The organism is Moorena sp. (assembly GCF_982860115.1).
The window spans coordinates 26,622-48,820 of record NZ_CEYLVT010000029.1 but is presented as its reverse complement, the minus strand read 5'-3'; the positions used below and the strand labels follow the sequence as shown (position 1 = coordinate 48,820).

The window sequence follows — 22,199 nt, the reverse complement described above, 5'->3', positions numbered from 1 at the left end:
CTTTAAAATCGAACTTTTCTGTATTGTTCCGGTGCGGAGGGGCATCCCGTGTCGTCAATAAAGCTTACCGAGTATCCGAACCGTTGGGTGGAGTTGGTAAGAAGCCCACACTGTAATCTTTGATGAGCGTGTGGGAGTATGTCACGAAGTGAGTACTGTTGTTGGACAATGCCCGTGCTGTTTCCACACTCTGTCCTACGTGCGAGTTTAGCGGTTTGTCTTCTGGGTTTGTTGAGTGCCTGCGCCAACACTAACCTAGGTGACGCTTTGCAGCGGTCTTTGGGAGCAGACCCCAAACTGAAGGATAACCCACCCAAAAACTTGGGTCGGCCATCTCCGAATAAGCCTCAAACTACTCCCCAGAAACAGAAGTCAGTACCGTTGCCAGAAGACTTCCCCACTGAGATTCCCCGTTATCAACAAGCAACTTTGGAACAAGTGGAACCCCTCAAAGATGCTGCTGGTCCAGGTAAGTTGACGATTTGGTCATCCCCTGACCCAATTAATTTAATTCAGAACTTTTACCAAAAGACCTTTGAGTCGGGAGGCTGGGAAGTCCTCGACCAGCCAGAGGATCAAGATGGTGGCACATTCATCGTCCGTCGTAATGACTTGGACGTTACCCTTTCGATTCCTTCTGGTGCCACTACTGGCAAATCCACCGCTGCCTCCTCATCAAAGCCCCCAGCGGTTGCTACGAACAGCAGTGTGACCACATTTGATATTCAGTACGTCCGGGATGGTAAGGATACCAAAGCTGAGAAACCAACACAAGCTCAGAAACCACAACCATCCCAGAAACCAACACAAGCTCAGAAACCACAACCATCCCAGAAACCAACACAAGCTCAGAAACCACAACCATCCCAGAAACCACAACCATCCTCTGAGGTGGCCAGTAAGCCAGCTCAGGTAAGCTCAGGACAACCCGAGAAATTTACTGACTTGGATAAAGTCCCCCGAGATTTGCGTAAGTATGTAGCAGATTTGGCAGAATTGGGAGTCTTAACCCCAGGCACAGCTAATCCAAAGACCAATGCTGATAGTCAAGGTACTCAGTTTGCCCCCAATCAAACCATAAGCCGCCGTCAGTATGCCCGTTGGCTGATGGATGCCAATAATCGGATCTATGCCAATCGTCCAGGATTGCAAATCCGTTTAGCATCCAACACTACTCAACCTGCATTTCAGGATGTGCCTCGTACGGATCCTGATTTTCCCTATATTCAGGGATTAGCTGATGCTGGCTTAATTTCTAGTCCCCTCAGTGGCGATTCTACGGCAGTATTGTTTCGTCCAAATGCACCCTTGACTAGGGAAAATCTGATGTTGTGGAAAGTGCCTCTCGATACTCGTAAAGCCTTGCCCAAAGCCTCTATTGAAGCAGTGAAAGAAACCTGGGGCTTCAAAGATACCGCTGAAATTGACCCGAAAGCATTGCGAGCCGTCTTAGCTGATTTCCGAAATGGCGATTTGGCAAATATTCGCCGAGTGTTTGGTTATACAATATTGTTTCAGCCTAAAAAACCAGTCACCCGTGCTGAAGCAGGAGCAGCGCTTTGGTATTTCGGTTCTCAGGGTGAAGGGCAATCTGCCAAAGAAGCATTGTTTATTAAGCCTCAAACCAGTCAGCCATCAGGGGCACCAAAAGCCACGCCATCAAATTAGGTGCATAAAAAACGTAAGCTATCAGCTATCAGCTATCAGCTATCAGCTATCAGCTATCAGCTATTAGCTATCAGCTATCAGTTATCAGCTATCAGCTATCAGCTATCAGTTATCAGCTATCAGCTATCAGCTATCAGCTTATGCGCCACTTGAGGTGCTACTGTTCGCGCAGCGTGCGCGTAGCGCAATCGGTGCTTTTAGGTGCGCACCTATAGCGAATTTAATTCGCCAACGGAAAGGGCACCTTTGAATAAAATAAGCTGATAGCTGACCGCTGACGGCTGAATGCTCACTAAAAAACAGTTTAAAACAGCTTTTAGTTGTGCTTAATCACAATTACTAACAGGTATTGTGATTGCTTAGTAATTAGTGGTGATTGGTCTAGTGTTTCAATGCCAGACATGATATCAAGTCCTGTTAATCATGTCTAACATGGTTGATCCGATGCCTGTGAATTTTGAATTTTGAATTTTGAATTTTGAATTGCTAATTGCTTATGGTTAGTTAATTTTCAAGGTTCAATTTACTATCAACCCTAAAGGATAACTATTAAATCGGACATGATCTGAGATAATTATCTGCAATTAAGGTAACAAACTATCATGAAGACACAAATTGCCGCCACAGGATTAGTCTTTTTCTCTTTAATGTTGCCCCTCAAGGCAAATGCTGTCGAGTTGTTTAGCAAGATGTATATCTTTGGAGACAGCCTCTCTGATCAAGGCAATCGGTTCAATACCACCGCAGAGCAAATTCCCCCCAGTCCACCCTATTTTGAGGGACGTTTTTCCAATGGACCCAACTGGGTGGATTATCTTGCAGGGGATTTGGAATTAAACCCCACTCTGTTTACCACTATTCCCTCAGGTGCTATCCCTACTCAAGGGATTAACTTCGCTTTTGGTGGTTCTACTACAGGCACTGAAGAAACTGCCCCTGTTACCTCCTCTGGATTGGTAGTTTTACCAGGATTGCAACCGCAGATTGATGCCTTTACTGTTCCCCTGATACAAGCCGGTCAGTCGGCTGACCCAGATGCTCTGTATATAGTGTGGGCTGGTGCTAATGATTATCTACCCAACCAAGGCACTTTTGAACCATTTACAGAACCTGACACCACCCTGGCAAATTTGTCAGATGCACTCCAAGACCTGACTGATGTTGGGGCTAAAAATATTATGGTAGTTAACTTGCCAGATTTGGGCAATACGCCCATTGCTCTGGGAGTTGATGGACGTGTTCCTGGTACTACCGATGCCCTCAACACCTTGACAGAAGACCATAACTCTGGTTTGTCTGAACTACTCGATCAATTCAGTCAGACTGCCGACTCAGATGTCAATATCATCCCGGTTGATGTTAATTCTACATTTAGGGAAATTTTAGCTCAGCCGACGGAATTTGGTTTGACCAATGTAACTAGTCCTTGTCTGAATATACCAGCACAATTTGTATGTGAGAATCCCGAGGAGTTTTTATTCTGGGATTTACAACATCCAACCACTGGTGTTTATCGGATCATTGCGGATTTAGCCCTGTCAGCATTGAACGATCCAAACCCAGATAATAACAATTCACACCCAGCTAATGTTCCTGAACCAGCAATGGCTTTAGGTCTATTCGCCTTGGGGGCTTTAGGGATAGGCTCTAAGGGAATCAGAAAGAGGGAATAGGGAAGTGCGCGAATTTAGAATTTAGAATGCGCGAATTTAGAATTTAGAATCGGGAATCGGGAATCGGGAATCGGGAATCGGGAAAGACAGGGGAGTGTGGCAGGTGTGGGGAGTTTGGGGAGTTTGGGAAGTGTGGGGAGTTTGGGGAGATTTTTATTAAGGGTAATTATCTCGATATGATATCAGATGTGCAATTGGCTCCCCAAGACAGTAATGGTGCGTTTTTCGTCAATTCTTCTTCCCTACTCCCTACTCCCTACTCCCTACTCCCTACTCCCTACTCCCTATTCCCGACAATGACTAACAATTACAACCAACTGTTCAAAACCATAGAAGAGTTAGTTATGCACCATTCCCCTAGTGGTGCGGAAGGGGAAATTGACCAATTGTTACTGCATCGGTTTCAAGCTTTAGGGGTGGAAACTTGGCAGGATCGGGCGGGAAATGTCATTGCTAAAATCCCTGGTAAGGATGCTGATGCCAGTCCCATTGCGATTACTGCTCATAAAGATGAAATTGGTGCCATTGTTAAACGGATCGGTGACGAAGGACGGGTGGAAGTGCGCCGGTTGGGGGGTTCTTTTCCTTGGGTTTATGGTGAGGGTGTGGTAGATCTGTTGGGGGATAAATATACCATTAGTGGTATTCTCTCCTTTGGCTCACGTCACGTTTCCCATGAATCTCCCCAAAAAGCGTTGCAGCATGATACTCCTCTACATTGGGAAGATGCCTGGATTGAAACTAAATGTAGTGCTACAGAATTGGCAGAGGCTGGGGTGCGTCCAGGCACTCGTATGGTAGTTGGTAAACATCGTAAGAGACCTGTGCGCCTTAAGGATTATATTGCTAGCTATACCCTGGATAATAAGGCATCCATAGCGATTTTGCTAACTTTAGCCCAACGGTTGAAAACTCCAGCAGTTGATACTTATTTGGTGGCATCAGCAAAGGAGGAAGTAGGGGCAATTGGGGCTTTGTATTTTACTCAAAATCAATCTCTAGATGCGTTGATTGCTCTGGAAATTTGTCCGTTGTCTGCGGAGTATCCCATCGAAGATGGACCAGCACCAGTGTTGCTCTCTCAAGATAATTATGGCATGTACGATGAAGGGTTAAATCGGGAATTGCGACAAGCGGCAGAACGTTGTGAGGTCCCGATTCAGTTGGCAGTTATTGATGGTTTTGGCTCTGATGCTTCCATCGCCATGAAGTTTGGTCATGTTGCTCGCGCTGCTTGCTTGAGTTTTCCTACCCAAAATACCCATGGTTATGAAATTGCTCATTTGGGTGCGATCGCAAATTGTATCGAGATTCTTGAGACTTATAGTTCCTCAGTGAGCAAGAATTAAGAATTAAGAATGTAGAATTAAGAATTAAGAATTGAATTCTACATTCTGCATTCTACATTCTTAATTCTCAGTAGGGCTCTATCGAAATGGTGGGGTTCATAGCTCGAACTGTTCTGGATCTATGCCCTTTGCTTTTAATTGCTCTAGCAAAGCTTGCAAAGAAGCTTCTGCTTGGTCTGCCCGTTGACGTTCTTGTTCTTTTTCGAGTCTTTCAACCTCTAAAGCTTCCTCCGCTTGTTCTGCCCGTTGGCGTTCTTGTTCTTTTTCCAGCCTTTCGATCTCTGCCCGTTGGCGTTCCTGTTCTGCCTGTTGTTGAGCGATATCTTTGAGCTCAATAATTTCCAAATAAGTCGCAAAAGGCTCACCATTGGGATAATACAGCACCAAGTCCGAGCCTACTAACTCAAAGGTAATTCCTAAACGGGGACTAACCCAACCCAGCATCTGGGGGATTGGTTCTAGTTTTTCAGCTGAACGCAACCAACCTTTTAGTTTTGTCCGATTTGGATCAAAAAGATAGTACTCTTCTACTTGATGGTTCTGGTAAAACTTGAGTTTATCCTCTTCTAATTCCTTGATGGTATTCGTTAATGAGGCTATTTCAAATACTACCTGGGGATTCATGTTATCTTCAACCCAAGTTTTGTAGGAACGCCGATGCCCTTTCGGTCTACCCACAACCACCATCACATCCGGGGCTTGGTTGATTTTGGGTTGTCCTGGTTCTGGATACCACAACAAATCCCCAGCAACGAACACATTGGGGTCATCTTTGAATTGGGCTTCCAGGCCATACTTAATGGTAGTAATTAGTTCAAATTGAAGCGTATGATCTGCCAAGGACTTGCCATCACTTTCGGGATAAAAGATGTCATCGGTGCTGGGAGTAAGCTGCTGAACCATAGGAAAAACTGTTACCAGAGCTGATCACCCTATTGTATCCTAATTCTGCATTCTACATTCTACATTCTACATTCTTCGTTATCTTGTCGTTGTATCGATGGCTTAGACAAGTATCTGTACCTATTCATCCCTTACCAAGCCAGTTTATGTTAAAGTTAAGTTTAATTTTGGATCAAGTACAATTAAATCGGGTTCACGTTTTTCACTAATCAAATATCATGACTCATTTTGGCATCATTTGTCCTGCTGCTTCTGGTCATCTTAACCCTATGACTACGTTAGGTTACGAACTGAAACAGCGTGGTCATCGCGTTACCGTATTAGGAATTGAAGACGCTCAACCAAAAGTTATAGCCGCAGGATTAGAATTTCAGGTGATTGGCAAGTCTGATTTTCCCAAAGGAGCCACGAAAGATTTGTCTACTCAACTAGGTAATCTCAGGGGATTTAAGGCACACCAGTATACAATCAATTCGATTGTCAATGCAGCAAAAATGTCTCTTCGGGATGCTCCAGACGTAATTAAAGCAGCAGGTATAGAGCTATTATTAGTAGATCAAGTTTATTCAGCAGGAGGAACTATCGCTGAGTATCTAGACATTCCTTATGTAACTGTATGCAGTGCCTTAATGCTGAATCGGGAAATGAGTGTTCCTCCCTTTAACAGGTCCTGGAATTATGACCCTTCATGGCGGGGAATTATACGCAACCGAGTGGGTTATGCACGGCTTTCTCGGATGGGTAAATCTCTGCGAAAAGTTATTAATGACCATCGTCAGCAGTGGAATTTATCTCCCTATCATAATCTCAATGAATACTATTCCCAGTTAGCTCAACTTAGTCAACAGCCTGCTGAATTTGATTTTCCTAGAAGAGAGCTACCTTCTTGTTTTCATTTCACAGGTCCGTATCATTCTCCAAATTCAGTTAGTCAAGAATCAATCCCTTTTCCTTATGAAAAATTAACTGGACAACCACTCATTTATGCTTCGATGGGAACGTTACAAAATCGGCTTCTGTGGATTTTCCAAATGATTGCAGACGCTTGTGTGGGATTGGATGCTCAATTAGTAATCACTTTAGGTTGGGGAGTTAATCCAGAATATTTGCCAGACTTTCCAGGCAATCCCATAGTTGTTGGCTATGCACCTCAATTATAACTATTACAAAAAGCGACCCTTACTATCACTCACGCCGGAATGAATACTACCCTAGAATCGTTGAGTAATGGAGTACCAATGGTAGCTATTCCCATTACCAACGAGCAACCTGGAATAGCGGCGCGGATCGCTTGGACAGGAACAGGAGAGGTCATACCTTTGAAAAAATTGAGCGTGGAGAAGCTACAAAAGGCTATCAAACTGGTCTTAACGGAAGATTCCTATAAAAAGAATGCCTTGAGGCTACAAGAGGCAATTAAACGAGCAGGGGGAGTGAGTCGAGCGGCTGATATTGTAGAACAAGTGGTGCATACAGGTAAACCAGTTTTGACTTCAACAAAACAATAATAGAATTATTAAAAGAAATAATTTTATGTCTAATTAGTAAATGTTGCTAGTGGTGCTTTAGGGGCGGGCTCGCCCTCATTTTTCGCTCTAGCGCCAGTGTTGGGACAGCCCGCCGGGAATATTGATAACCGGCAAGATGCTGGTTCCACCCTTGATGCCCGTTCCACCAAGATGCCCATTGCACCCACCGGGTCAAACACCAACAATGAGATGCACCCAAGAGATCAACCCGGTTTGAAAGAAGAGCGATATATCCCTATTTCTGCTTGATTTATTCTTTGAAAATCAGCTTGGGAAAGAGCATTTGCCAAACTATCATTCAAGGGAAAAAGACCTTTAACCACTGACTTACCTAAAGAATAGGCTAATTTGCATAATTCACAAAGAAGCACTGTCAAGATTTCTGGCTCTCCATGAAGATAACCAATATAAAACCCTTCCTCTGAAACTTCCGAGTAACTTTGAATAGCTATACCTCGTAATCTTTCATTTTGTATTAATCCGAAAACTTTTCCCCCAAGCAGACAGTCTTTTACTAACTCAGGAGTAAGGGTTTGACAGGTAGTCATTAATTTTGTGTAAAATGTTTGTTTTTTATATAATAAATCGTTTCTAATCATTAAAGACCAAGTATCATCAAAATCTTTCATATCTAATTGAATTAACTGGTTGGTGGCTGAAGCAATAGAATCAGCTTTATAAAGACTATAACTATCTAGTTTTTTATCTCCTCGTTGAGATATAATTTTCAACATTAGTTCATTGTTAGACAAGACACAGTAACGTAATATAGGAACATTGATTTGAGATAAATAATTATTTGTATGTGCATCTAATAATTTAGATAAACCTCGCCGTCGATAGCGACGATCTACTCTCAAAGAACTTAGCCAAGCTTCCTGTTTTGACAAAATAACAATATCCTGCATCGCCACAGGGATATCATCAAGAGTAACTACAAAAACTTTACTGTCAGGATTGTTAATCCGTTTCTCCAATACTAAGTGCATGTAATCTTTTTGATGTTCCCAGGTATTTTGGCAAAAAGCCAAGATAGGTTCTACATCTGAGATTTTAGCTAAGCGAATCTGGAATTCAGTCATCTATCCTTATGCTGTGGGTGTCTTTACAGGTTCGGTGCGTTACTCTTTTTTAGGATACAACGACTTTGACAACACACCCTAGGACGGCAGAATCATAACCCAGAATCAGCAACGCCCAAAATCTGGTTGCTTAGTTTTTGCGATCGCTGGATTTTTTCCTGCTCAGTAATAAGCTTTTTCGCATTTAAATTGGATATTATTCAGTTGCAAAAAAACTTCAAATCCTATCCACTACTCCCTACTTTCTAATCCAAAATTACGTAACAAAATTGATAATAGTTATAGATAAAATCCCAAAACAATCATTTTTTTTATTTGTAAAATAATGTTAAAAAATACAAATTACTCTTGACATTTTCCAAGATATTAGTAATAATAAAAATGTCCGATATTTCGATAATATTTATGGGCAAAAAGCCGCGCTTTCCACGTCAACTAAGAAGCGCGGCTTATGTCCCCAGTCACAAGCTATGTGTGAGGTAATTCCATCATGCCAGATAAACGATCTAATGATCATCTGAATCATCTGATTAACTGTCAGCGAGCCCTAGACCGCCTTGCCCAAATTGCCAGGACCCAATCCACATGGGAACATGCCTATCCTCGTCCCATCACCGAGCGAGAGGAAATCTTGATATACCTATACAGCAACTGCCGACTGTCCATGACCCCCCAGGAGTTTTACTGGAAATGGCAAGTTAAGCAAGAAGACATCGCTAACATCTGCTGTCGCTCAAGTTACGCTGTAAACAGCTGGCTGGCCCAAGGTGCTCGCTATAAAACTCCTTCTTCCGATTCCTTGCATCATCTGGCCTTAATGGATTTTCTCTTAGAAAATTTTGAGGCCATTCCAAAGGAGTTATTGAATCAGCTCTGCTCATTCGCGTAGCGTGGCCAAAAGGCCAAGGTTAAAGGTTATTAGAATTAAGAATGTAGAATTAAGAATGGATAATTAACAATGGATAATGTAGAATGAATGTAGGAGGTAGAAGCCAGAAGCCAGAATCCAGAATCCAGAAGCCAGAAGCCAGAAGCCAGACTTCTTAATTCTTCATTCTAAATTCTACATTCTTCATGGGGAACTTTCCTTCCGCAGATTCGTCTAAACCGCTAAAGCTACGGTATTCTACACTCAGGCAATTCCCTGATCTGAGCCATCAATCTGGGAAAAATGTATATATGAATCGAGTTGGAATTAGCAGAGAACCCACGGAGTCCACTTATGAAACGTTACAAAATTCTCTCCCTACTAGGGATGACAGCAGTATCGACAATCACTGCTAGTCAGGTTTTAGCTATGGAGACAGGTTACGGGAACTTAATCACCGAACCTGACTCTAGTGAGAATAGTCTATGGGAGGATGTTTCATTCCTTAAATACACTATATTTGATACCGCTGCTGGCGCTAGAGAGCCCCAAGATCCAGATCCTAGACCGCCACGCCGCTAAACGTCACGATGATGAGTTAGGTAGAGTCCGCCTCACCCAGACATTGATCTATAGCAGTTCTTAATTGGGTGAGTTACACAAGTTGTGGGTTAATGGGAGTAGGGAATAGGGAAAAAATCTTGTGTATCTCATGACTATCAGAACTGCTATATTCCAGCTAATTTACTCTTGATCCTCAATTCCCTCACAGAGTTTTCTGTCTTCTTTATGGACGTTCGGATTATTGTTCAGATAATTACCGATCTGATCACAAGCACGCTTCAGTAAGTAATTCACATCGTTTGATTGACTGTAATCTAAATATTGACTGTAATCTAAATTCCAAATACTCACCTGATTAGCTGCGTTAATCGAGACTAGGGTTTCACCGTCTGGACTGAAATTCACAGACTCCACAGGTTCAGAACCCTCGCTTAACGTTCCGATTAAAATTCCATTGGGATGCCATAGTTTAACTGTTCCATCCGCACTAGCAGAAGCAATAAGGTCTCGATGGGGGTGGAAACTGACATCATAAACAGTTTTTGTATGCTCTACTCCTTTTTTAGACTCGAATTGCTGCCAGGAGATGTCTTGACGAGTCCAAATTACCATAAAACCACGGGCAGCACCTGCCACAATCCGCTCACCATCGGGGCTGAAACTAACGGAGGACAACTTGCTAGGCCCAGCAAGGGTAGTAATGAGAGTTCCGTCCTGGTTCCAGAGTTTCACCGTCTTGTCATCACTGGCAGAGGCAATTAACTGACCATTGGGACTGAAACTGACGCGATTAATGGCATCTGTATGTCCCGCTAAAGTACGTACCCATTTCCCTTCCCTGGTCCAGAGTTTCACTGTTTTATCCTCACTTGCTGAGGCAATAATTTGACTATCAGGACTGAAACTAACGCTATAAACTCGATCCCTATGCCCCTCTAGAGTATGTAGCAGTTTCCCCTGGCGATTCCAGAGTTTCACCGTGTTGTCATCACTGGCGGTGGCAATTAACTGACCATCGGGGCTGAAATCAACCCCATTCACAAAACCCTGATGTCCCTGGAGGGTTAGTTCCCTAATCTGCTTTTTGGGGTTCCAGAGTCTGACCGTGTTATCATCTCGACTAGGAGAGGCAATTATCTCACCATCCGGGCTAAAACTAGCACCATAACCATAGACTGTATAGGTAGGTTGGAAAACCTTAGGCCAGGTTTGGTCAAGACTCCAAAGTTTGACAGTGAAATCAACACTAGCTGAGGCTAGCATCTTACTGTCAGGAGTGAAACTAACCTGATTGACAATATCTTTATGACCAGGAAGGGTTGAAATTGGTGTACCCTTACCAGTCCAGAGTTGGATTTTTCCGTCACTACTCCCTGAAGCAATCCACTTACCATCCGGACTAAAGCTGACGCTGTTGATAGGATGATCATATCCTGGCAAGGTTTTCCGTAAGGTTCCATCACGGTTCCAAAGTTTCACGGTCTGATCATCACTAGCTGAAGCAATGGTCTGACTATTGGGACTAAAAATTACACTCCAAACGGCTTTGTCATGCCCTTCTAGAGTTTTGATGAATGTACCGTCACGACTCCAGAGTTTTACCGTGTTGTCCTTACTGGCTGAAGCAATTAACTCTCCATCATGGCTAAAACTAACGCTCAAAACAGCTTTTTCATGTCCTGTCAAGGTTTTGATCAAAGTCCCATCACGGTTCCAGAGTTTGACCGTTTGATCACCACTGGCTGACGCAATGGTCTCACCATCCGGGCTAAAACTTACCCACTTCACCCCCTTATCATGTCCGGTCAAGGTTTTAATTAAGGTGCCATCCCGATCCCAGAGTTTAACGGTTTTGTCTTTACTGGCTGAGGCAATGATCTGATTATCAGGGCTGAAACTGACGCACCACACTGTCTCCTGATGTCCTTTTAAGTCTTTAATCAATTTGCCATCACGACTCCACAGTTTGATGGTTTGATCAGAGCTAGCTGAGGCAATGAGCTGATTATCTGGACTGACACTTACACTCAAGACACTACCTTGATGTCCCTCTAAACGATGGTGTTCTTGGATTAAGTTGACTGCTTGCCATAGGTTAGATACAGTCTCTTTTCCAATTTCTGATTTTGCTATTTTAGAGTTTAATAGTGTCCCTGCCTTGATGCTGCTTAAAAGGGCATCAAGCTGATTTTCATCTACAAGAAAAGAAAGCTTATATTTAGCGTTCAGTTTAGTAAGGATCGCCTCTCTTTCGTGGAATTTTGCCGATTGCCACAGCCCGATTGCAATCACCGCTAGTATAGTCATCGCCACGCTAAATCCCCCTAACCCCATCACCAAGCATTTCTGAAGCCGTTGTCGCGCCTCTCGCTCTTTTTCAAGTTCTGCTCTGATATCAGCCCCTTGTCGTTGTCGAATGAAATCAACCAGATAATCATGGACTAATTGATAGCGATCGCTATAAATCTCTCGCAACAGCAGCACTAAGCCAGATTTCACAAAAATTTCCAACACTAAATCTAATCGTTCTAGCTCTGTATCTACAGCCGCCAAGGCTTTTAATTCTTTTTCCAAATCATGGCGAGTTTTGAGAGGGCGGGTGTTGTTTTCATCTGTTAGCAAGTACAACACTAATTCAGCAACCCGTTTGTTCTCCGAGCCACAGGCTTCCACTATTTCTTCTAAGTATTGGTTGACTAATTCAGCTTTTGGGTTATCTCCTAGCTGTTGATACTGTTCTAGGGTGGTAATTTTGTTTCGTTCCAGTTGCGCCCCTACCACTTGCAACTCAATTGGTCGAATCTCTGCTAATTCTTTCCCTAAATCCTCCACTAATTTATCAATCAGTGCTTGCTCTAAGGGAAACTGAATTTGCTCCGTTAAGCCTTCAAGATATAATTTGGCATTTGGTGGGGTAAGATTACCCAAGTCAAACAGAATCCTCTTATCTAAAATATTGTTATTAATAACCTCTAAATCGATGCCGAACTTCTTAAATTCAAACAGCCAATGTAAATAATCGTCTCGCATAGACAAGATTACTTTTACATAAGGAATATTCAGACAGTCTCGCAAAAATTCATAAAAACCTCGCCTCTGCTTGGGGTCTGAGCAAACTGATAAAAACTCTTCAAACTGGTCAAATATTAAAACAGTAAGCAAATTTTGCCTACTATTCTTGCCCAACTGCTCAAGAATGAGGGCGGTTGAATCAAGCTTAGTAGATACAGAGGCTAAATTTACTCTCTTCTCCAGAGTCTTTTTTAAGGATTTGCCTAGTGCTTGAATCCAATTTGTATAAACTCGCTGCAAAACCGGTAATACCCAACGGGTATTAATGGTTTTGCGTTTTAATGCTGGTATTAATCCCGCCTCAATCATCGAACTTTTCCCCGCCCCGGACTGTCCATGAATCACAGTTAGTCTAGAGCGCTCCTGTTCCATGCGCTCAATCAGGCGATTAATATGGTCTTCCCTGCCAGAAGCCGCAATTTCTGGTGCTATCCTTTCTGAAGACTCAACCGTTGGTAAAACTGGGTTAGTTACCTGCTGCTTGGGCTGCAATCGACCGGCACCAATGAATGCCCGAAACCCAAACCGGCTCTCAATCCCCTGTTGTTCTTGTTTAATCTCAAAGGCAGCGAGATAGTCCCCTTGTTGGCAATAGGCCTGGTGTAATTCCTTCAAGATACCAATATAAAGGTCTGGATAATAGTGGGGTTTGGTTTCTGCTCTCGCGGTTTCCAAGTTATAAAGTGCTGCTTGTAATTGAGGAACATGTTTTTGCGTCCGCATAGCCCCAAGCAGTGCTCGCCCCAAGGAAAATAAATACCAACCCTTGGCAAAAGACTTTTCCCAGTCTAATAAAACTGCTTGTTCCGGTGAGGGATTGACTATCTTAGCTGATGCCCTTGATTGCAGAAAAAGCGCTTGTTTGGAATACTCTTGCGCTTTTGTAAAGGCTGATTTCCCTAGGGCTACCTGAGCCAAAAAGCCATAAGCTCGTGCCATTCTGAACGGATCAGAATAGGTTCGATGGAGGGTCAAGGCTTTGTGGGCAACTGTATCTAACTGCTCCCAATCTGACTGCCGCTGAAGTGCCTCTCCCCAAAAATTAATAAATTTGGCAGCTAACTCTGGGCGGTTAGCCTGCTCAAGAGCCTCAACCGATTCCTGAAAATAAACTTTTGCTTGTTGACAAGCTTGCTCCTTCTCAGCTTGATGCCACAGTCCATAACCAGCCCACCACAAGCCTAAACAGACTAGTACCTGTCCACGGCGTTCCAGGTTATCGGTTTGTTTCCACAGAGCTAAACTGCGCTCATAATGCTGTCGAGACTCTTGTTTAGAATTATCAGCCACTCGACCCAGCACAAATTCCAAACTGGCTTCTAACTCAGGGGCTAAGGCCACTCCCTGCTTTTGCAGCTCCTGTCGTGCTGACTGTAATTCAACATAGGATGCAGAGCCTTTGTTTAAATTCAGAGTACTACTTTGCAAAAACTCCGTTTCACGGGAGGCTACCACCTTGGCAAACACCTGATCAGTGGTTTGCTCAATAAACTGAATTAATTGACCGCTGCTAATCACAAACTCAACACAGCTTGACCAACTGTGGAAATCTGGCACTGACCGAATTAGCATTTGCAGCAACTTATCCGTCACCCACAACACTAGTGGAAACCGAAAGTTCCGAAACTCTTCCCGGATCTGGTTGGTTGCTGTCAGCACTTCCTCAATGCAATTTACTGAGTCTATCCCAGATACCATCAACGCCTCTGGCTGTTCCGGACCTAGCTCTTCGATAATAGTGGTATAGAGAGTTTTAACCGATTGCTCTAAGACCAGTTCCCTGATCGGAATAGGACATTGCTCCTGCAACTGCTCACTAATTTGTCTCCTCAATACCCCATAGTTACCAACCGCCAAAATCAAGGAAAATTCCCCCTTAGAAAACGTAATCAGTCGGATTAGTTCTCTCAAGGGCTCTTGGTTTTGATTTGCGGTTGTCTCTAGCATGAATTATAGTATTTTCAATTGGGTGAGGTACACAATTTTAGGGAGTAGGGACCCACCCCTAACCCCTCCCAGGAGGGGAACGGGAGTAGGGACCCACCCCTAACCCCTCCCAGGAGGGGAACGGGAGTAGGGAGTAGGGAGTAGGGTTTTGTAAGTGAGGAGGGAGCTGATAAGGGAGGGAGTGGAAAAAAATGTACCTGATGATCATGAAAATTTTATCCCTTGATTCACGCCCTTGAACCCGACAGGGAGCGGTGCATCTCATTTTTGCTCTTTGACCTGGTGGGTGGAATGGGCATGTTGCCAGTTACAATCGGACGGACTATCCCAACACTGGCTACGGATAACATGAGGGGGAGCCCGTCTGATCACGCACCCTACGCAACTCTCTGTTCCGAGATCCGCAGATCCGCTGTTCCCTTTGCTATAGCTGATACCTGACTGCTGACAGCTGTTCGCCCAGCGTGCGCTTCGCGCATATGCTTATATTAGATTGAGATTCCATTCAACTCCTTGGCATCAGCTAACACCGGATTGATATCATACCAGCATCCCTGGTCATTACAATACTCAAACACAAACAAACTCTTCAACAGGATTTGGTATTCCTCCTCACCCCTGACAGTTTTGTATTCAGCCACATGTCTGAGCAATTCCCACTCATCTGGTGTAATTGCCCTGCTCAATTCATTGCGACGCTGACTAATCACCCTTTCTACCAAGTTACGAGATAAAGGCAGCTCATCTTTTTTGAGGCAGTTACGGAGCAGCACCAGCAAGTTCCTGACATGACCCCCACTGACTAGACACAGCCGATCCAATGTCTGTGGGGTATCAAACACTTTTGTAATTAAACTGAGCCGTTGCTCTGGCTCTACATTTGGGAAGGCTCTGGCTAAGACCATCTGTCGCAACAAAGCAATTCCGGCATCACTGGGACTACCATCTTGTTCTTGTACCCTTACCATCGGTAACAGTAGGTGCTCACAACCAAACCGATTTCTGAGGTTTTCTTGGTCATTGGAAAATGCCAAAATCAGGGGAATGGTGTAGACCACATGGCATTTCAGTTGATTAAGATACTCCCCCCGGTCTACAAACAAATATTCTGGCTGATTGCGTTCCCGTGACTTAAGTTTATTATCAATCCGGTCAAGATTATCCACAATCACCACTAGTCCAGCTTTACCCTGCTTTTGCAGCTGCTGTTGAGCGGGTTCAATCAGTTCTGTATTAATCGCTTCTACAATATTGTTGACCCGTGGCTCTAGATGTTGTCGCAATAGGGAGCGAATGTCCTTAGAATTCTTCGCTTTGGTGGTAATTTCCCCAATCCCAAACCCTAGGGAATACTCGTCCTCTTGTGAGCTGAGGCCAATCTCACCGGGCATTGTAACCCCTAAACCAGGAACCTGAAACTCAGGAACGTTAACTTTTAACCCGGTTACCTCGGAGTTTAACAACTTAGCCGCCCCTTGCACTAAGGATTGGAAGCGGGTGGGTTGGAGTTTAATTTTAGCTTGCTCCAGACTTTGAATCACCTGACGAGCAATGGTCAGCAAAATATCACTGATCTCTACATCTGCCAGATCCAAGTCATTAGAGGACTCAAAATAAACCACATGAAATCCCTGTTCTTCTAATTCCTGTTTCAATCGCGATAACTCGGTAGACTTGCCACAGCCGATGTGTCCTGTAAACAACTGACAGGTCGGCTCCTCTTCTGAGAAGATAATGGTGCGTCTGAGTTCTCCAATAATATTGCTGGCGCGCACCTCGGAAAAATCAATGTAATATTTTTGGTCTTCAGCCTTTCCCAGATTCAGGGTTTTACTGGGATTACAGACCCGAAAAAATCTGCTGAAATTCACTGTCATTAAAATTCCCCCCGGTAGACGAATTGACTATTGTCAGATGGCACCCCGATATCTGCCAGATCGACATAGCTGACAACTTGATGCTTATAGCGCTATTGGCGCTAGAGCCTCTATATAATTTATCGACTTAAGAGTTACACATTATGCAATTGACATTTTCCCTTCACTGCAACAAAATGTAACATTCTTACCAATCCTGATGGTATATGATGCAGTAGCGCCGCAGAGAGTTGCCTGAAATTTCAACAATGGTATCCTCCCTTCACACTTCCTACTTCTAGTGTGGCTCATCAGTCAGACTCTTAGCAGTACCCGATGGGGTACCTTGGTTTTAGGGAGCAGGGAGCAGGGAGTAGGGAGTAGGGAGTAGGGAGTAGGGAGTAGGGAGTAGGGAAGAAATCCTGTGTATCTCATTAGACTAGAAAAAGCTGCATTTTAGGCAATCCTTTTCTATTCATTCCTTGATTCAGCAACGCCTAATTCTGAATACTTACATCCCAGCTAAATATCCAAACCAATTACTTTTAACTCAGGGGAATGCTCTATGATAAACTGATAATATATCTCTTGCTTATCCTGGGGTGATAAATCAATTTTCCATTCTAACAATCCCATTTCACCTGTCTGTATTTTGGGATTAGTCTGAATCAGCCGCACTTTGATTTTTTCATCACGGCTTACTGGCAACTGTTCTTTAACTACCACAGTCTTTTGCACACTCTGCAAATTAGTAATTACGAGTCGATAGGCATAAGTGGTGCGGCGCTGGTTGCCAATTAATTTCTTATCAACTTGACGCTCCACTAAATCCCGCTCAATTTTGACTCCCTCATCTATCCCTAAGTTGAGCCTGAATTCTTGTCCTGGTGCAATATTCTCTAACTTAGTTGTACCAACAAAGGTTTGATCACGAAAGATATTCGCTTTTCCTGGTAACAAGGTTGCACCGGTAACAGGATTGGTAACAACAGTTTGTAGGTAAGCGAAGCTAACTAGCCGAGGAATGGCAAGATACTCAGGATTACTAGGATATTCATCACTAAAAATAGTCACTTTATGAGGGGAACCATCACTCGGAATATTGCTGTTACCATCTAACTCAAAGGTAACCACACCTCCTTCTGTAGATACTACTGCTACCACTGTTTGGGCAGCAACTGGTGCTGGTGCTGATAGGGCTTGGAAAGCACTACGAGTTGTCAATGCTTCCGACTCATGCTCATAGTCTTGATCTGGAGATGATTCTGACATTGACTTAGACATTGCCCTACTCTTTACCCTTTGCAAAGCTCGGATAGGTTGTTGGTCTAGTGCCTCAATGTACCATGGTTCCAGCTTAGGGGGTAGGGTTCCCAGTCCAGGCTTAGCAGTGGAAAGAGTAAGGCTAACGTTGGACCAATCTTCCCCAGTGCTTTGTTTGACTTGTGCAAGGTAACTCAGATTTATGCGATCGCTACTGCTGTTGGTGCGCAAGTCGTAAAGTGGTATCCAACTGGCACGATTAACTACATAGGATACTTCTAGGTCAAAATCCACCGCCCCCTCTGCTGCTAAGGTGACAATAATGCTCAAGCTCTCCTGGGGACGGGGAGTTTTCAACTGTTGTAGCTTAGCTTTCAGAGCATTTAATTGTTTTTGTAACTGTTGCTGTTGTTCTTCTTGTTGAGCGATCGCGCTCGCATCTGCATGGTAACGCTGCTCCAGAAAGTTCAGAAATTCACCTGTTTCTTGCACGCCAATCTGTTGTTGGGCAAGACTGCGGGAAAAATGTTGGACAGCTTTATCAGTCAAAGCCTCCACAAAATTCTTTGCTAGCTCCTTTGACGCCTGCTGGTCTTGGAGGTGGCGTTTTTGCTTTTCTAACTCCTTGATTTGCCCACTCAATTGAGCAACTTGTTCCCCCACTGGTTCAGAGTCAAAGACTTTTTCTGTCCGTACTCCCAATAATCGCACAGCTCCTGTACCAGTCCCTGTTGCTCGCACCGACTCCGTTTCTATGGTCATCGGTAGCCGAGGGATTACCAGTTCTTGCTCTTGCCCAGTCAATGACACTTTAGTGCGCCGCGTCACCCTTGCCTGGTTGGAGTAGACGGTCACTTGGGAGATTCGACTTTCTACTGTCAGGCTGGTATCTTCTAAGGTCGTGTCTGTGTTAACCATGATGATATCTACTATAGCAGTGATCCTGAGGGGGTAACAAGCAGCTTTATTAGGCTTACTGGGGGGGGTTGCTTAATAATGGAATGATTGTAAGAGTTTTGTATAATGGGCATCAGGCGTGGAACTGGCATCTTGCCAGTTTCAATATATTTTCGCGCGGGCAGGATGCCCACTTTACTTATATTCAGCGCGAAGATTCAGCAACGCCCGAATGGGTGTAGGGAGAAATAATCGTTCATAGCAATCCCCGATGATGAATAAAAACCAAAATAACTGCCCACGAACCCAAAGCTACTTTTACTGCAACCAAGATATTGAGTAAGGGGATGACGATACCGCTGACCAGTGTCTGCAACTCCCCGTGGGGTAATTCTACTCCCGTCAACGTTATAACCGCTAGTACAATAAAAATCAAAACTGAAACCTTCTCCCACCTAGCAGCTTGCCAGCGCTTGTACACTGCCTGCATCCACTGGAATGATGAGGTGATAGCAACCAGACCGATTGCGGTTCCCCCCGCCACCCCAGCCGCAAAACCACCTCCTGGACTCAGATGCCCCCGAATCGCCAGCTCGATACCTACCAACGCCGCAATCGTCGCTCCCAGACGCGCTAGAACAATGGATGGTTTATCGGTAAATTGATAGATCGTGCAGAAGGGCTTTTCATCGGCCAGTAGAAATTTAGCTCCCATGATCGCGATGGTAAATACCACCACTTCAAAGATGGTGTCATAGAGCCGATTCCGGAAAATGATACCTGAAACCGCATTGGGCACCCCAGTATCTTTTACAACGGATTCGACGATAGAGAGATCTGATAAGTCTGCCGCTGGATTGGGCAAAACCATAAATTTGACGTACAGCGCTATCCCTGCTGCAATGTAAATCCATTTCATTAATGATCTTTCCCTGCCTCTGGTATATTTACATAAGTTAGGCTTGTCGCCGATAATGAAAGTTCACTTTGCATGATTTCATAGAGGCGTTGAACCCTGGTCTGGGTGTGATAAGGTAGGGTTTCATACTCTTGCCCTACCTGGTCTTGATCATCCTGTGGTGATGCCTTCTGGGTAGCTCCTGGAGCTAATCCCCTCTGGTCTTGCTCAAAGAGCCATCCCTCATCTTCGGTACAGGTCCCATGGACTTCTTTTTCTATCAGCGCCCGCTGCAAGCTATCCCTATCTGTGTAGGTTACCAGCTCAAGGCGCATATAGTGTTTGTTCAGAATTGTGCGTAAGTCATTCATCAGTTCCCCAAAATCCGGTTTGGTCTTGCTGTCTGGTAAAGACTCCCCATCTGCCTCAACGTCCCAGTCTTGGATCACGCCAAGACGCATGGTTAAGGATGAACGCACCGCAACCGCATAGAGGGTAATGGCTAGCATTGTACCCACCAACGCTTCGGTCAAAGCCACATCCGCTGCCCCAAACATGGCATAGACCAAAGCCGCCACCGCTCCCAGTATGCCTCGGATCACCAGAGCATGGTATGGATTGACCTGAAATACCAGCATGCAGGCCGACAAAGGCAGTAGGGCGGTTATCACATAGATATAGCTATCAATCATGGTCACCCTCACTACTGGAACAGTAAGCCAAAACATATCCCAACACTGTATTCCAGATCGCCAAGGAGATAATGGCGAGAATCAGCAGCGGCCATTCACTGGGTATCTTCAGCAGCAGCCCGACGATGATACTCATCGAGCCGAGGGTATCTGCCACTGAAAGACTATGCAGCTTGAATAATACTGATCGCTCACCGATTAGGGGAAAGGTTCCCCAAAACCAGAATAGGATTCCGACACCTATGCAAGTGTAACTTAGTGCATTAATCATACATCACTCATTCGTTTAATTACGTGTGCCAGTAACATTAATCCAGCATTCCCCACACTCAGGATGATCACTCCGACAACACCGATCATCCAATCATCGCGCAAGACAGATACCATCAGGATCATGATGGATGTCTTGGTGGCAATACTCGCAAATGCCAACATTTTTTGCCAAATATCATCATCTTGCCAAGCCTCATAAATGGGGATGAGCAGAGCCAGAATCATGGCAATCAGGATCAGCGTCATCGTTTTGTCCTCCGTCGAACCCGGTGTACTTCGTACCTGCCATCTTGGTGGTATTTCAACACAATGGTTTTTGGTGTAAAGGTGATCAGGAATATATCCAGGAATATCAGCCCAGGAGTCCGTTGGGGTTTGACTCCTTCCATGATTACATCTTCGTGCTTATGGGGACGGAGCATGATTTCAAATGCCTCAATATATGCCTGGGGAATCGCTACTATCACTTCACCGAGCACCCGCAGCCAATCCTTTAAGGCTTCTGGGGTTTTGGGGCGTCCTGGTAATAAAAATGCGATCGCAATCCCAATGATGATATTTGGCAGACTCAGATTGGCAGTCAGCAAAAACCAAATAACCAGTCGTAAAATTAGATTTAGATGCCCAATCATGGAAACACCATCCAGAACAATAACACTAACATCAAACTCATCACCCCAATTAGATGGTCAAATTCCTCAAGCACACGGGGTAGCTTGAGTACAGATCGTTTGAAAATCAACAAATATGCCAACCATCCAAGGCCAATGGTTGCCAGGGGTTTGATAATATTGGCAAAATTATATGCCTGGTAGTACACACCATTGACGGCAATCAGCCCACCGAGCAACAGTATCATCGCTAACCAAAAATTGACCTTTACCTGCCCTTGGCTGTCATTCCCATGGGGCAGAAAGATGAATTTCCCAAAGCATGTTGCCGTTCCTAAGGCAGCAACATTCATACCGATAACTTGCCAGGGTACTAGATTCTTCAGAGTCAACACCTTCGCCCCAAAGCCAGACAATAATGGAAAGCCGGAAATTGAGAAGCTAGCTATAGCCAGGGCAATCCAAATTGGGGTATTAATCCGCTGATGTTGCAGTTCATTGAGGTTACGGCTGGGCAAAACACCCGCGATTAAAAAGAGCGCTGATTTTACCAAACCATGGGTCAGGGCATAAAAGCCTCCCACTTCTGGTGCGGCGAGGATAAAGCCTAACTGGGAAATCGTGCTAAAGGCGAGAATACGCTTGGTATCCTTTTCAAATAAGGCATAGGTTATTCCCAGAAGCGCTGTCCCCACTCCAAATATCCTGACGATAGGATCAAGTTCCTCCACTATCAGAGCACAACGCAACAGTGGAAAGACTCCCGTTTTGATCACAACTCCTGATAGCAACGCCGACACTGGGCTCTGAGATTCGGAGTGGGTTAAGGGTAACCACAATCCTGAGACAAATATTCCCCCCTTGACTAATAGTCCCAGAAAGATCAGGGCAAGGGCTTCTGGAGGTGCTCCCCGCAACCCTTCAAAGGCAAAGGAATTATTGGCCTTATAGACTAAAATTGCGCCGACCAGATACAACAGCATGGCTGTATTGCTGACAAAAAGATAGCGCAAGGCTACCCAAATTGATCGGTCGGTTCGGGGATAGGCAATCA

At 44.5% G+C, this 22,199-nt stretch carries 17 protein-coding genes and 1 pseudogene; 7 read left to right on the top strand and 11 right to left on the bottom strand.

The window, feature by feature from the left end; translation table 11 throughout:
* Positions 1 to 138 precede the first annotated feature (138 nt).
* The 4 genes from AC4II3_RS07765 (at position 139) to AC4II3_RS07750 (ending at position 4,690) form a co-directional block, all read left to right on the top strand.
* Positions 139 to 1,668 (top strand): S-layer homology domain-containing protein, encoded by a 1,530-nt coding sequence (locus AC4II3_RS07765; RefSeq protein WP_490722802.1) that lies wholly within the window; start codon positions 139 to 141, stop codon positions 1,666 to 1,668.
* Positions 1,669 to 1,688: 20 nt separating this feature from the next.
* Entirely contained in the window at positions 1,689 to 1,883 is a 195-nt protein-coding gene (locus tag AC4II3_RS07760) for a hypothetical protein (RefSeq protein ID WP_488029167.1), read from the top strand.
* A 387-nt stretch (positions 1,884 to 2,270) separates the two neighbouring features.
* Complete coding sequence (locus AC4II3_RS07755) at positions 2,271 to 3,341, top strand: SGNH/GDSL hydrolase family protein (RefSeq protein WP_488011855.1); 1,071 nt, start codon at positions 2,271 to 2,273, stop codon at positions 3,339 to 3,341.
* Between the two features lie 296 nt (positions 3,342 to 3,637).
* A complete protein-coding gene (locus tag AC4II3_RS07750; RefSeq protein ID WP_488011868.1) occupies positions 3,638 to 4,690 on the top strand; it encodes a M42 family metallopeptidase in 1,053 nt (350 codons plus the stop codon).
* A gap of 96 nt (positions 4,691 to 4,786) precedes the next feature.
* Here AC4II3_RS07750 and AC4II3_RS07745 read toward each other — a convergent pair whose 3' ends face one another.
* Positions 4,787 to 5,593, bottom strand: coding sequence for a Uma2 family endonuclease (locus tag AC4II3_RS07745; protein ID WP_488011857.1), 807 nt, complete (start codon positions 5,591 to 5,593; stop codon positions 4,787 to 4,789).
* 218 nt (positions 5,594 to 5,811) lie between these two features.
* Here AC4II3_RS07745 and AC4II3_RS07740 point away from each other — a divergent pair.
* Positions 5,812 to 7,101: pseudogene (locus AC4II3_RS07740) on the top strand (glycosyltransferase).
* A 224-nt stretch (positions 7,102 to 7,325) separates the two neighbouring features.
* Here the strand turns inward: AC4II3_RS07740 and AC4II3_RS07735 are convergent.
* Positions 7,326 to 8,204 (bottom strand): GNAT family N-acetyltransferase, encoded by an 879-nt coding sequence (locus AC4II3_RS07735; RefSeq protein WP_488011859.1) that lies wholly within the window; start codon positions 8,202 to 8,204, stop codon positions 7,326 to 7,328.
* A 490-nt stretch (positions 8,205 to 8,694) separates the two neighbouring features.
* On the opposite strand from AC4II3_RS07735, the gene AC4II3_RS07730 reads away from it, so the two are divergent.
* Together AC4II3_RS07730 and AC4II3_RS07725 are read left to right on the top strand one after the other, a co-directional pair.
* Positions 8,695 to 9,093, top strand: coding sequence for a hypothetical protein (locus AC4II3_RS07730; RefSeq protein ID WP_488011861.1), 399 nt, complete (start codon positions 8,695 to 8,697; stop codon positions 9,091 to 9,093).
* Between the two features lie 333 nt (positions 9,094 to 9,426).
* A complete protein-coding gene (locus AC4II3_RS07725; RefSeq protein ID WP_488011862.1) occupies positions 9,427 to 9,654 on the top strand; it encodes a hypothetical protein in 228 nt (75 codons plus the stop codon).
* A 162-nt stretch (positions 9,655 to 9,816) separates the two neighbouring features.
* On the opposite strand, the gene AC4II3_RS07720 is transcribed toward AC4II3_RS07725, so the two are convergent.
* The 9 genes from AC4II3_RS07720 to AC4II3_RS07680 form a co-directional block, all read right to left on the bottom strand.
* Positions 9,817 to 14,655 (bottom strand): WD40 domain-containing protein, encoded by a 4,839-nt coding sequence (locus tag AC4II3_RS07720; RefSeq protein ID WP_488011864.1) that lies wholly within the window; start codon positions 14,653 to 14,655, stop codon positions 9,817 to 9,819.
* Positions 14,656 to 15,143: 488 nt separating this feature from the next.
* Positions 15,144 to 16,532, bottom strand: a complete 1,389-nt coding sequence (locus tag AC4II3_RS07715; RefSeq protein ID WP_488011866.1) for a P-loop NTPase fold protein — start codon at positions 16,530 to 16,532, stop codon at positions 15,144 to 15,146.
* Between the two features lie 501 nt (positions 16,533 to 17,033).
* Positions 17,034 to 18,692, bottom strand: coding sequence for a mucoidy inhibitor MuiA family protein (locus AC4II3_RS07710; RefSeq protein ID WP_488008557.1), 1,659 nt, complete (start codon positions 18,690 to 18,692; stop codon positions 17,034 to 17,036).
* 235 nt (positions 18,693 to 18,927) lie between these two features.
* Positions 18,928 to 19,590 (bottom strand): Na(+)/H(+) antiporter subunit B, encoded by a 663-nt coding sequence (locus AC4II3_RS07705; RefSeq protein ID WP_488008559.1) that lies wholly within the window; start codon positions 19,588 to 19,590, stop codon positions 18,928 to 18,930.
* A complete protein-coding gene (locus tag AC4II3_RS07700) occupies positions 19,590 to 20,261 on the bottom strand; it encodes a DUF4040 domain-containing protein (RefSeq protein ID WP_488008561.1) in 672 nt (223 codons plus the stop codon). The genes AC4II3_RS07705 and AC4II3_RS07700 overlap by 1 nt, the downstream gene beginning before the upstream one ends.
* Entirely contained in the window at positions 20,254 to 20,532 is a 279-nt protein-coding gene (locus AC4II3_RS07695) for a monovalent cation/H(+) antiporter subunit G (protein WP_488008563.1), read from the bottom strand. The genes AC4II3_RS07700 and AC4II3_RS07695 overlap by 8 nt, the downstream gene beginning before the upstream one ends.
* A complete protein-coding gene (locus tag AC4II3_RS07690) occupies positions 20,529 to 20,780 on the bottom strand; it encodes a hypothetical protein (RefSeq protein WP_293022291.1) in 252 nt (83 codons plus the stop codon). Before AC4II3_RS07690 ends, AC4II3_RS07695 begins: the two co-directional genes overlap by 4 nt.
* Entirely contained in the window at positions 20,777 to 21,166 is a 390-nt protein-coding gene (locus AC4II3_RS07685) for a Na+/H+ antiporter subunit E (RefSeq protein WP_488008565.1), read from the bottom strand. Before AC4II3_RS07685 ends, AC4II3_RS07690 begins: the two co-directional genes overlap by 4 nt.
* A partial coding sequence (locus tag AC4II3_RS07680) for a cation:proton antiporter (RefSeq protein WP_488008567.1) occupies positions 21,163 to 22,199 on the bottom strand: 1,037 nt, incomplete at its 5' end. The genes AC4II3_RS07685 and AC4II3_RS07680, both read right to left, overlap by 4 nt.